Below are 11,857 nucleotides of genomic sequence, written 5' to 3' on the forward strand. Positions count from 1 at the left end.
CTAGCCACTTCCCCGACTCCCGCTAATAAGCTCTAGCAAAAATGACTCGTCGATCTGTTTGCCTACCCGTATAAAAACATTTCCCCGTACCTTGTTGTAGGTCGAAAGGAATGCAGCGTCCCGTGGCTTTGGTTTCTTCTTTGATTTTCTCTTCGTCGTCAGAATCACCATCAAAGTAAGCAACGTAAAAACCTGCTTTTTCTTCGATTTGTTGCTGAAATTCAGCGTAGGTTTCTACGAAGTGTAAATTTTGTTGCTGAAATTCTTGCGCCCGTTTGAATAAGTTGACTTGGATGTCTTCTAATAAAGTTTTAATTTGCGATTCCAAGTCACTTTGAGCCACACTAATTTTCTCGCCAGTATCGCGACGAACTAACACGGCAGTACCATTTGCTAAGTCTCTCGGACCCATTTCTAAACGTAAAGGAATGCCTTTTAATTCCCAATCGTTAAACTTGAATCCAGGGCTTAAGTTATCCCGCGTATCGACTTTAAATGAAAACGCTTTTGTGGTCTTAAACTGCTCTTGGAGTTCGGTAAATCGAGCTAATACTTGCTCTTTTTCCGCATCTTTACGATAAATCGGTACGCCAATTACTTGCAGAGGAGCAATGCGTGGCGGACAGACAAAACCGCGATCGTCGGAGTGAACCATAATGAGAGTACCGATCATTCTGGTCGTAATCCCCCAACTCGTCGCAAATGGATACTCTTGCGTCCCTTCGGCAGACAAATATTTCACGTCAAAGGCTTTAGAAAAAGTCGTTCCTAAATTGTGGCTAGTACCAACTTGAATGGCGCGTTTATCTTGCGTCATTGTTTCGATTGTATAAGTATGTACTGCCCCAGGAAACTTCTCATTTTCTGTCTTGCGTCCGGCAAATACTGGGATAGCTAAATACTGCTCGACAAAAGTTTTGTAAATTTCTAACATTTGCCTTGCTTCAGCTTCAGCTTCATCAGCAGTTGCATGAGCTGTGTGTCCTTCTTGCCAAAGAAATTCGGTTGTGCGTAAGAAAGGTCTGGTTCTCAACTCCCAGCGACAAATATTTGCCCATTGATTCAATAGAATCGGTAAATCTCGATAGCTTTGAATCCAATTACGATATGCCGACCAAATAATAGTTTCGCTTGTCGGTCTGACAACGAGTGGTTCGGATAGTTCAGCATCGGGATCGACGGTAATTTCTCCCGATTCAGTGAGTTGTAGCCGATGGTGAGTGACGACAGCGCATTCTTTGGCAAAGCCAGAAACGTGTTCGGCTTCTTTAGAGAAGTAGCTGACGGGAATAAATACCGGAAAGTAAGCATTCGTGTGTCCGGTGTCTTTAAACATTCCGTCTAGGGTTTGCTGCATTTTCTCCCAAATCGCAAATCCTTCCGGTCGAATAATCATGCAACCGCGAATCCCAGAGTCTTCGGCTAGCTTAGCTCTGTCTACTATATCTAGATACCAGCGGGAGTAGTCTTCATCGCGTCTGGTGATTTTGAGTGCATCAGCTTTCTCTGCCATTAACGTTCCCTTGTGCCTTGACGATCTCAGATTTAGTCTAAAGCATTAGCTGCCCCTGTTAAGGAGGTCATTTCGGTTAAATGCGCGATCGCAAAACCCAGGCAAGAAATACAATGTTAAGATGGCAAGCTCTGAGGGTCAAGAATGGATTATTCAGTTGCGATCGCGGCACTTACAAAATCCGACCCTATCCTTGCTACTCTGATTCACCAAGTTGGTGCTTGTCAACTTAATCAAGTTCAACAAACGGGAGATTTATTTTTCTCCCTCTCCAAAGCCATTATCCACCAACAGCTTTCAACTAAATCTGCAACTGCGATTCATCAACGGTTTCTGAAGATTTCTCCCGCACAACCTCCCTCAGCTTTAGATATCCTCAACACTCCAGATGAAGTTTTGCGGGGAGTGGGTATTTCTCGTCCCAAAATTATTTACCTGAAAGATTTAGCAGCAAAGGCGATAAATGGATTGCCTACCATTGCTGAGTTGGAATTAATGGACGACGAAACAATTATTCAAACTCTTACACAAGTCAAAGGAATCGGACGTTGGACGGTGCAGATGTTATTAATTTTTCGGTTGCATCGCTGGGACGTTTTACCCATAGATGACTTAGGTATTCGAGCTGGCGTACGAAAAGTCTACAATCTAGCAGAGCTACCTCACCGCAAAACTGTAGAACAATTGGGACAGATGTGGAAACCTTATTGCACGATCGCATCCTGGTATCTTTGGCGCAGTCTGGAACAGTTATCAGTGACCAGTGACCAGTTATCAGTGACCAGTGACCAATTATCAGTGACCAGTGACCAGTGACCAGTTATCAGTTAACCAACAACCAACAACTGTTAACTGTCAACCGTTTTCACGCAGTGTAGCGTAGCGTTTACTGTCAACCAATGACAAATGACAAATGACAAAATTATAGGTATTTAGATTTTAGGCGACCAACTGTTTACAAAAATAGTTTTTAGATTATTGAAAATCTTCTTCAGACAATTGAGCTATTTTCATCAACGCTCTGAGAGTTCCAACTTTCAAATCGCGATCGCTGTGAACGGGAATTGATAATATTTGATTAGCTTCCGATTTCGTATATATGTGATGACTACCTTTAATTCTCTGTAAAACCCAACCTTTTCTCTCCACGATCTTGCATAGTCTCTTACCAGAAATAGATGTCACACAGCAATTTCTACAACCCGATCTGTTGATGCAGTAGAATGGCTGTCGTTGGCAACCTCAAGCCAACCTTCAATAGCCTCCTTTAAATTAGCCATTACTTCGTCCATTGTCTCCCCTTCAGTAATGCAACCTGGGAGTGCTGGAACCTCTGCCCAATAGCCTCCCTCTTCTGCTGGGTGAATTATTGCTTTGACTTTCATGCTTTTCGTGTCAATGTTTTATAAATCTCTATAAACATATTAGTTATATTTTGTACTTACTGTCTTGAAGGAAAAGCCAAAAACTCCAAAACCAAATTATTAAATTTCTCTGGATATTCTAAATGAGGATGATGCCCGCAGCGATCGAAAATGTGGAGACGAGCGTTTGGTATAGTTTTGGCTGCAATATAAGCGTGAGCTACTGGTATAATTCTGTCTTGTTTGCCCCAAATTATTAAAGTTGGTGCGGTAATGGTAGCGAGTTGGCTGAGAATTGGACGAAATACTTGCGATCGCACTCCTAATAAGTGAAAATTCGTCTTAACCATTGCCATCAGTGCGGGTTTTCTTCCAGGTAAAGCAAAGATAGGGTAGCGCAATTCTATCCACTCGGAAGGAATGCTTTGCGGATTGAAAAAATTATTTTTCAACATTGGAGCCAGCAGGCGGCGCGAGGGACGCAGTAACCTAATGAGTAAGGGTAAAGTTGTCAGGCGGATACCTAAAGCAATTTCCCTCCCAAAGCCCATACTATCCACCAACACCAACTTATTGACTCGCTGGGGAAATAGCAAAGCCAACTGTAACGCCGCACCACCACCCATAGAATTGCCAATCAAAGTTGCAGACTCAATCTCAAGGGTATCCATAAAATCTTTGATAAACTGAGCCTGGTAAGTGAGAGAATAGGAAGCTTGAGGCTTATCCGAACGTCCAGAACCCACCATATCGAGTGCGTAGACGCAGTTAGATTTTGCTAGAGTACCAATGTTATACAACCAAAACTCTACCGAACCTTGACCCCCATGTAACAAAATAATAGGATTTTCACTTCCCATCATCCAATAGCGAATATTAATAGAACCAACTTTAACGTATCGATCTATTGGTACTTGTGTTTTTTGCATAAGCCAACAAAAGTCAAAAGTCAAAAGTTAGAAGTCAAAACTGAGGAGACAGGATTCATAATTCTTCCCCTACTCCCTACTCCCTACTCTCCACTCCCTCATTCCGAATGTCTAAATCTTACAAACATCTAGACGCGATCGCGACTTTATTTGTCACTGTTTTATTAATCTCAAATATTACCTCAACTAAAATCGTTAACTTGGGATGGTTTACCTTTGATGGCGGAACGCTAATTTTTCCACTCAGTTACATTTTTGGCGATATTTTAACTGAAGTTTACGGATATTCTCGTTCTAGAAAGGTTATTTGGTTAGGTTTTTTCTGTGCTTTTTTAATGGCTGTAACTTTTAGTCTTGTTGGCGCGTTACCTCCAGCAGCAGATTGGAAATATCAAGAGGCATATAATCAAATTTTAGGCTCTACTCCGAGAATTGTTGCTGCAAGTTTAATAGCTTACTGGGTAGGAGAGTTTTCTAATTCTTTTATTTTAGCAAAACTGAAAATATTAACTCGCGGTAAGTGGCTGTGGACTCGTACAATTGGCTCAACTTTAGTAGGGCAAGTTTTGGATACGACAATATTTATTCTAATTGCTTTTCTTGGAGTTGTTCCCAATAGTGTAATAGGGTCGCTGATTGTATCTAATTATTTATTTAAATGTGGGATTGAAATTTTATTTACACCTATGACTTATTGGGTTACCAATTGGTTAAAGCGTCAAGAACAAGAAGATTACTACGATACCAATACGAATTTTAATCCGTTTCGTTTTTCCAAACTCACATCTTACACCAAGCCCTCAGAATAGAATTCTGAGGCTATACAAACATAGACGCAAAGCGGCTTCCCGAAGGGTAGTCCGCCTGCGCGGACTCATGAAAAATCAACAATTTGAACCCCGCGCACCATTCAGGTTTTGTACGCGGCTAATGTTGGGCAACCCGTTGCCCAACCGCCCGCTGTAGCTGCGACTTGCAGTCGCCTGGTGCAAGATCCGCTTTCTACCTTCTATTCGCTAGTACAAACCAAACCAAAGACAAAATCTTGAATCGTCGTCTTAAAATCAGGATCGCCAGCAGCAGGCTTCACCGACAAACTCAACCTTACGGGGTTCTTAACTCTTCCCAAGGCAAAAAGATTGCCAATATCCCGCCGAAAAAGTTCTGCTTCTGGTAATTGTCCCGTTACCGTACTCGGATCTCCATTTGTCAGTGTTGTGATTTCTAAATCGGCGAAATCTTCAAAATTTAGAAAATCATTCCACAGACTAGCTACAGTTAAAGTATCCCAGAAAAATAACGTATCAAAAACGAAAACGCCAGGAGCGGGTGAATTAGCAAATTGCACGTTTTTGATATATTGTGCGGGGGCAGTATTACACTGAGAGGGATTATCTTGAATGCGTTGGGCGAATCCTTGCAAGCGGGCGAAATTTGTGGCATTTAACGGTACGATATCCGCCGGAATTCCTGAATTGAGGATTTTATCTACCGCAGGCGCATCAATCCAGAAATTGACTTCGGCATTATTCAGGGAATTGAAAGCTTTTTTGTGTTCGGCAGTTTGAATATTCTCAAAATTTGTCCCTGGAAATGGTAAATGGTGCGAGCCAAAAACATGTTCTCCATCTTGATAGTAAATATTACCTTCCGTCCAAACTGGAAATGGTTCGTTTAAACGGTAGTTACCATTAGCATCAAAATTATCAGCTTTATTTTCATCCAAAACGCCGCCCATGTGAATAGTAGAAATGACATGATTTAAATCTGCAAGTTTGATTTTCTTAGGACAGCCGTACTTGCGAGGATTTTCTTCTATATAAGAATAAGCTCTTGCTAAGTTAGTTACGGGTCCAACGGTAGCAATTGTCAGCGGCTCGTCCTTTTTATATGCTTCACAGATAGAAGTTGCCAAGTAGTTAGCCGCCTTTTTTTTCGGATCGATCAGATCGACTTCTCGTAATTGAAATTGCTCTAAAGCTGCTTGAGCTTGCGGCAGAATATACCTTAAAGTTTCATCGCGAAACGTTCGATTAAACTCGTTCCAACAGACAAAATCGCGGGGAGACGACATGAATTCTTGATGGAACAGGCAAGGTTCTAAAGCTGGTTTACCTGCAAATGGTAACTGAACTCGTACTGAAGTAAAGTCAGTTCCAAAGACGGGTTTACCAAAATCATCAGCTTTGTTTGGCACGTTAATAGTTGTTGCACTTTCATCACAACCAGAATATATTTTTGCGTCCCGATATTGAGCGATCGCTAAAACTTTTTGCGTCAGTCCGTCAATGGATCCTGCTTCAGAACTAAAATCGCCTAGCAGCTCCCGTTTTAATTCTGGATAACCTTCAGAATTATTACAATAAGATTCTCCATGCGCCATTGTGGTAATTCCAATTAGCTTGACTGGCGGAGATTTCTGCTGGGAAGCCAGGGCTAAAGTTAAGATGGCATAGTAGTCTTCAAATGCCCCATCGTGATCGAAAATGACTCGAATTGGACGATCGCCAGCCACAGCAGAATTTGGCAAACAAAAAGTTGCGGAAATAGCTGCGATCGCTAATCCAGAAACGAGTTTTTTCAGTTGACAATTTAACATGATTCACTTGTCTGCAAATGGAGACAAGCTAACACGATAAAAGATTTTTCTCGGTAGCAATTTTTACTTATGCTATTGCTTTAAGACTACGCCACGGAAGATCCCCCCAACCCCCCTTACAAAGGGGGGCTTTTGCGCCTTACTAGAGTGCTATGACCTCAACTAAAGCATCGCCAACAGCGGCGGCGTGACCCATATCTGCAAACGCAGACGAGGTAGCAGCATTGATGGTATTATTGGCAAGGCTGAGTTTACGCCAATATCCCAAAGGTGCGATCGCCACCCCAGAACGAGTCATATCGCTGACAATTGCAGGGACTTGGAAAGAACCGCGATCGTTAAATACCTTCACCACTTGACCGTTAGCTATACCCCGCTTAGCTGCATCGTCGGGATGAATAATTACCCTCGGTTCGCCTTGAAGTTTGGCGTGCTTGGGTAAATTAGCAAAACAAGAGTTGATGAATTGGTGGGGTTTTGCCGAGAGGAGATTGAGCGGATACCGCTTTGCGAGTTCGGGGTTACTAGATGCAGATTCCCGTTGTGGCGTGTAAGTAGGCAACGGATCGATTGGTTCTCCTGGTTGATATTCTGAATATCCCTGACGAAACGCAGGCAAGACGAAGTTACTATCTACTTGTGCAGTAGCCAGAAATTCGCATTTACCTGACGGTGTGGGAAAATTGCCTTGGGCATGAGGAACGAGATCGACCTTTAACTTGCCATAGCCCTGCTGCTGGAGCGATTCCATACTCATGTCTTGCATGACGGGTGCTGACCAGTCGAGGACTTCCATCGCCAGTTGTTCGTCAGTCAATTTGAAACATTCTTCCTCAAAACCCATCCGCGCAGCCAAACGACGGAATAATTCAGTGTTGGGAACAGCTTCACATAAAGGCGCGATCGCGGGTTGGTTTAATGTTACATAGGTATGACCCCAGGAAAACATCAAATCTAAATTTTCAACTTGAGTCGTTGCAGGTAGAAGAATATCGGCGTAGTCGGCAGTATCGGTCATAAAATGTTCGCTGACTACCGTAAATAGATCTTCCCGTGCCAAGCCAGCCACAATCTTGTCTTGTTCTGCCGACTGCGTGACGGGGTTGCAGTTATAAACAAATAGAGCCTGAATCGGTGAGTCGAGACTCATTTCTCCCGTCAGTGCTGCTCCCAATTGCCACAAGTTAATTAATCGCGTCCCAGGCTGAATAAATTCAGGGCGATGCACGACTTCCCAACGGATGGGGAAGGGCCACATCGGAGCTTGGAGTAATCCACCGCCTAAATGTCGCCAAGCACCGACTAAAGCAGGTAAACAACAAATGGCTCTGACTCCCTGACCGCCACCCGCCTGTTTTTCTAGCGCCACTCCCAGACGAATTACGGATGGCTGGTTAGAAGCATATTCCCTTGCTAGTGTCAAGATATCTGACACGGGAATACCTGTGATTTGGGCAACTTTCTCAGGAGGATACTGGGCGACTCGCTCTTTCAGTTCGGCATAGCCGAGAGTATACTTTTCCACATACTCAGCATCGACCAGATTTTCGCTAATAATAACGTGCATCATTCCCAAAGCCAGCGCCCCATCTGTACCTGGTCGTAAGGGGATATGCCAGTCAGACTGGTTGGCGGTGCGAGTGCGTACTGGGTCAATTGAAACTAATTTCGCCCCGTTTTTACGTGCCTCTTGAATAAAAGACCATAAATGTACGTTGGTGCTGAGAGCGTTGCAACCCCAGAGAATGATGTATTTAGAATGCTTGAACGTATCGGGGTCAGTACCGTGAGTCAGTCCGCAAGTCATCATGTAAGCGGTACTGGTACAGGAGGCGCAAAAGGTACGTTCGCTAATCGTTGCACCTAAGCGATTGAAGAAAGCATCGCCCACAGTTAAGCCATTCAGCAGCCCTTCATGACCGAGATAGCTGCAAGGCATAATTGCCTCAGCCCCATATTCGTTAATAATTTGCTTAAAGCGATTAGCAATCTCATCTAAAGCATCATCCCAAGAAATGCGCTCGAACTGCTTGCTACCCTTCGCACCCACGCGCCGCATTGGGTACAGGATGCGATCGCTACTATAAACTCGATCTAGATAATCGCTCACTTTGCCGCAGAGCGTACCACGGGTAAAAGGATGGTCTGGATTCCCTTCTACCTTAGTAGCGCGACCGTTTTCCACTGTAACTAACATCGCGCAAGTATCGGGGCAATCGTGGGGACAAGCACCAAAGACTACCGACTTCTCATTTGCTGACTTCTCACTGGCAGTACTGACCATAGATCTATCTCTGCAAGAGCGAATGTTTGATATCTCAAGATCGAATCAGTAATTGTGTCGCGATATGTGTAAGCAAATTTACAGTTACTTGCTTGTCTCATGAATTCTTAACAAATTAGTGAATAGTGAGTCGTGTATCGTTCAGTATGATATCGAAATACTAGAAACTGCGAGCAAGTACTTTTAACTATAATTAGCTAAAAATTTAAAAAATTAATAGAGTTTGATAATAGCAATGATAGTTAGAAAATTAGCAAAAACTGATGCAGAAGATTATAGACAAATTCGATTAGAAGCTTTATACAACAATCCAGATTCCTTCGGTACGACGTACCATGAAGAAACAATTAGAACGATAAATGAATTTAGAAACAGAATGCCAGAAGGCAATAACAACTTTATATTAGGCTGCTATGAAAAGCAAGAGTTAATTGGCATAATCGCATTCCATCAAGAGGAAAGAATAAAAGTAAGACATAAAGCCTATATTCGTAGTATGTATGTCAAACAACAATATCGCGGACAAGGTATAGGTAAATTACTCTTGGGTAAATTGATTGACATAGCAAAAGCTATCAATGAAATAGAAATATTATTGCTTGATGTCGTTACAAATAATATGCCAGCAGAACAACTTTATTTATCGTTTGGTTTTCAAGTCTATGGAATAGAAACAATGGCATATAAGTTTAACGATCGCTATTTCGATCTAAAATTTATGTTTCTACGGATTAAATAAGCTGATACTCGGTTAGCTACTGATAACTGTCAACTGATAACTGTCAACTGATAACTGTCAACTGATAACTGTCAACTGATAACTGTCAACTGATAACTGTCAACTGATAACTGTCAACTGATAACTGTCAACTGATAACTGTCAACTGATAACTGTCAACTGATAACTGTCAACTGCCCTTTATCTGCATCTAAAGTTGCGGGAATACCAACGGGTAACGCGGCATTAACTCCATCGTGACCGAAGGGTAAATCGGAAACTATAGGAAGATTTAAATCGCTCAGGCGATCGCGCAATACTTCCTCTATAGTTAAACTAGAAATATTGGCTGGTGCTTCGCAACGGCTAAAGCGTCCTAAAGCAATACCTTTAACCTGAGTAAATGCACCACTCAAACGCCATTGTGTCAACAGGCGATCGATCCGATACGGTGCTTCGGTAACATCTTCTAAGGCAAGAATCACATCATCAAAATTCGGTTGAATCGACGTACCCAGGAGATGAGTCGCAACAGTCAGATTTGCTGGTAGCAACACACCCGTCATCACGCCACCACCCCAACCTGTACCCTGGAGGGGAGGTAGAGGACGACCTTCCACCCAATCAAATAATCTTTGTCTAGACCAATCTGGTTCCCCTGCTAGCGTCGTCAATACAGGTGCATGAACTCCTGAAATCCCTTCTTTACTCAGACTCCAGAGTAAAGCCGTGATGTCGGAAAAACCAATCAACCATTTGGGTAATGATATAGGGGCGCACAGCTGTGCGCCCCTGCCAACCATCCACGTCCAATCTTCCAAAATCCTCATCCCACCGTAGCCACCCCTGGCACAGAGGATACCGCGACAGTCGGGATCTTGCCATGCATCGAGGAGTTGTTGGCGACGGCTAGCGTCTGTTCCGGCTAAATATCCAAAAGTGTCGCCAATTGTAGGACTAACTTTAACTTGATAACCGCGCGATCGCCATATTTCGATCCCCTTTTCAAATGCTGCCATTTCTCGTAAAGCACCGCTAGGGGCAATTACCTTTAATAAATCTCCTGGTTTTAATGGTGGTGGCGGCTGGCAAATAAACATTGCTGCATATAGCGAAACTGTAGTTAGCGTAAAATATACTTGGGAGGTATACGATTATGCAAATAGCTAATACAGATTTAATGGGAAGAATTATAACTACAAAATATCCCTAAACCACTGCTCAAACCGATCGCCTAGCGCCTCTAAAGAAAATTCTGCTTCGGCTTGTTGACGGCACGTATAACGGTCAATCTCATCCAAACGCGCGATCGCATTTACCAATCCCTCTACACTATCTGGTGTGACTAAAAACCCCGTCTTTCCATCTTGAATAATTTCTGCTGGTCCTCCACGGCGATATGATATGACTGGTACACCGCAAGCTAAAGCTTCAATCGCTACGTTGCCGAATGCTTCTACCCAGCGCGGAGTCATTAACATTGCCCGACATTGACGCAATTCTTGCTGCATCTTTGTTGTCGAAAGAAACCCTAAATATTCAAAAGATGCATCGGAATAATTTTGACAAATTTGCTGCCAATAGTCTTCATCTTGAATTTTTCCCATGATTTTAAGGGGAATTTTAGCAATTTGAGCTGCCGCAATCGCATCTTCTAAGCCCTTTTCAGGAGCAATCCTCGCTAACCAAGCTAATTTGTTTTGCGGTTGAGGACAAAACTCGTATAAAGATAAATCAATGCCGCTACTGAGGTAGTATACAGGTAGATTGTTGTGCAGGGGCGCACAGCTGTGCGCCCCTACGAAGGAAAATGTTGCCCCTTGAGAGGGTGTATAAAATCCTATTGTCCCTGGAAATTGCTCTGCAACTTGTGCCACAATTTCATCCATTGCATTATAAATTGAACCCATACTGACGAAATGAGCGATGGGAGTTTTAAAAAAAGGTGTGAGATAAAATGGCAACCAATCGTAAGCAAAATTGACAATTAAATCGTACTCATTCTGTACTTGTCTTGCATATTCGCACATATTTGCCAAGACAGAATTTTCGGGCATAGTAATGGGTGCATTTCGTTCTTGACTCTGGGCAATAACTTGTAAATTACCAGGAATTTCTATAATAGGCATTGACTCAAGTTTTGAGCCTTGGGGAGCAAGAATTTGCAGCGTATGCCCCCGCTTTATCATTTCTTGAGCGATATTGTACAGGCTTAATTCTACTCCACCCCCCAGCCCTGTACCGAGGGGTCCCACGGAAGTAGAGATAAATAACAGTTTCAATTGTGGTTGGTAGTTGGTAGTTGGTAATAGGTAATTGATAGGTGTAAGATATCGAGATTAGATTGCATTTCAACCTTTTCTAGCTACTCTACCAGCTACCCATCTGACATTGTAAGTAAGTATTGATTTTGACACGTAAGTTAAAAATTCGTTGCAATCGAAACAATG

Annotated in this window: 11 protein-coding genes; 3 read left to right on the forward strand and 8 right to left on the reverse strand. The window is 42.8% G+C overall.

The window, feature by feature from the left end; all coding sequences use genetic code 11:
* Window positions 1-22: 22 nt before the first annotated feature.
* Window positions 23-1,513: a proline--tRNA ligase gene (gene proS / locus QH73_RS10190; protein ID WP_039716519.1), complete on the reverse strand. Its 1,491-nt coding sequence runs from the start codon at window positions 1,511-1,513 to the stop codon at window positions 23-25.
* Window positions 1,514-1,657: 144 nt separating this feature from the next.
* Between proS and QH73_RS10195 the strand changes: the two genes are divergently transcribed.
* A complete protein-coding gene (locus QH73_RS10195; protein ID WP_052290159.1) occupies window positions 1,658-2,329 on the forward strand; it encodes a DNA-3-methyladenine glycosylase family protein in 672 nt (223 codons plus the stop codon).
* Between the two features lie 159 nt (window positions 2,330-2,488).
* Here the strand turns inward: QH73_RS10195 and QH73_RS28120 are convergent, their stop codons facing one another.
* Genes QH73_RS28120 through QH73_RS10210 form a run of 3 tightly spaced genes read right to left on the reverse strand, consistent with a single transcriptional unit; the run spans window position 2,489 to window position 3,806 of the window.
* Complete coding sequence (locus QH73_RS28120; protein ID WP_132866886.1) at window positions 2,489-2,698, reverse strand: type II toxin-antitoxin system HicA family toxin; 210 nt, start codon at window positions 2,696-2,698, stop codon at window positions 2,489-2,491.
* Window positions 2,695-2,898 carry a type II toxin-antitoxin system HicB family antitoxin gene (locus QH73_RS10205; RefSeq protein ID WP_039716518.1) on the reverse strand — a complete coding sequence of 68 codons (204 nt, stop codon included), beginning with the start codon at window positions 2,896-2,898 and terminating at the stop codon, window positions 2,695-2,697. The genes QH73_RS28120 and QH73_RS10205 overlap by 4 nt, the downstream gene beginning before the upstream one ends.
* Before the next feature lie 56 nt (window positions 2,899-2,954).
* A complete protein-coding gene (locus tag QH73_RS10210) occupies window positions 2,955-3,806 on the reverse strand; it encodes an alpha/beta fold hydrolase (protein ID WP_039716517.1) in 852 nt (283 codons plus the stop codon).
* A gap of 107 nt (window positions 3,807-3,913) precedes the next feature.
* Here QH73_RS10210 and QH73_RS10215 point away from each other — a divergent pair, with 107 nt between their 5' ends.
* Window positions 3,914-4,615 (forward strand): queuosine precursor transporter, encoded by a 702-nt coding sequence (locus QH73_RS10215; RefSeq protein ID WP_039716516.1) that lies wholly within the window; start codon window positions 3,914-3,916, stop codon window positions 4,613-4,615.
* A gap of 200 nt (window positions 4,616-4,815) precedes the next feature.
* Here the strand turns inward: QH73_RS10215 and QH73_RS10220 are convergent, their stop codons facing one another.
* Window positions 4,816-6,405 carry a nucleoside hydrolase gene (locus QH73_RS10220; protein WP_039716515.1) on the reverse strand — a complete coding sequence of 530 codons (1,590 nt, stop codon included), beginning with the start codon at window positions 6,403-6,405 and terminating at the stop codon, window positions 4,816-4,818.
* A gap of 142 nt (window positions 6,406-6,547) precedes the next feature.
* On the reverse strand, window positions 6,548-8,689 hold the full coding sequence (locus QH73_RS10225) for a molybdopterin-containing oxidoreductase family protein (protein ID WP_039716514.1): 2,142 nt from the start codon (window positions 8,687-8,689) through the stop codon (window positions 6,548-6,550).
* A gap of 235 nt (window positions 8,690-8,924) precedes the next feature.
* Between QH73_RS10225 and QH73_RS10230 the strand changes: the two genes are divergently transcribed.
* Complete coding sequence (locus tag QH73_RS10230) at window positions 8,925-9,428, forward strand: GNAT family N-acetyltransferase (protein ID WP_039716513.1); 504 nt, start codon at window positions 8,925-8,927, stop codon at window positions 9,426-9,428.
* Between the two features lie 155 nt (window positions 9,429-9,583).
* On the opposite strand, the gene QH73_RS10235 is transcribed toward QH73_RS10230, so the two are convergent.
* Both QH73_RS10235 and QH73_RS10240 read right to left on the reverse strand, forming a co-directional pair.
* Entirely contained in the window at window positions 9,584-10,507 is a 924-nt protein-coding gene (locus QH73_RS10235; protein ID WP_039716512.1) for a S66 peptidase family protein, read from the reverse strand.
* A 96-nt stretch (window positions 10,508-10,603) separates the two neighbouring features.
* On the reverse strand, window positions 10,604-11,689 hold the full coding sequence (locus tag QH73_RS10240) for a glycosyltransferase family 4 protein (RefSeq protein WP_039716511.1): 1,086 nt from the start codon (window positions 11,687-11,689) through the stop codon (window positions 10,604-10,606).
* Window positions 11,690-11,857 lie beyond the last annotated feature (168 nt).

It is taken from the genome of Scytonema millei VB511283, assembly GCF_000817735.3.
In the GTDB taxonomy this organism is placed as follows: domain Bacteria; phylum Cyanobacteriota; class Cyanobacteriia; order Cyanobacteriales; family Chroococcidiopsidaceae; genus Chroococcidiopsis; species Chroococcidiopsis millei_B.

Coding starts and splice junctions, on each gene's coding strand:
- proS (WP_039716519.1), bottom strand. CDS start 1,513: ATGGCAGAGAAAGCTGATGCACTCAAAATCACCAGACGCGATGAAGAC.
- QH73_RS10195 (WP_052290159.1), top strand. CDS start 1,658: ATGGATTATTCAGTTGCGATCGCGGCACTTACAAAATCCGACCCTATC.
- QH73_RS10205 (WP_039716518.1), bottom strand. CDS start 2,898: ATGAAAGTCAAAGCAATAATTCACCCAGCAGAAGAGGGAGGCTATTGG.
- QH73_RS10210 (WP_039716517.1), bottom strand. CDS start 3,806: ATGCAAAAAACACAAGTACCAATAGATCGATACGTTAAAGTTGGTTCT.
- QH73_RS10215 (WP_039716516.1), top strand. CDS start 3,914: ATGTCTAAATCTTACAAACATCTAGACGCGATCGCGACTTTATTTGTC.
- QH73_RS10220 (WP_039716515.1), bottom strand. CDS start 6,405: ATGTTAAATTGTCAACTGAAAAAACTCGTTTCTGGATTAGCGATCGCA.
- QH73_RS10225 (WP_039716514.1), bottom strand. CDS start 8,689: ATGGTCAGTACTGCCAGTGAGAAGTCAGCAAATGAGAAGTCGGTAGTC.
- QH73_RS10230 (WP_039716513.1), top strand. CDS start 8,925: ATGATAGTTAGAAAATTAGCAAAAACTGATGCAGAAGATTATAGACAA.
- QH73_RS10235 (WP_039716512.1), bottom strand. CDS start 10,507: ATGTTTATTTGCCAGCCGCCACCACCATTAAAACCAGGAGATTTATTA.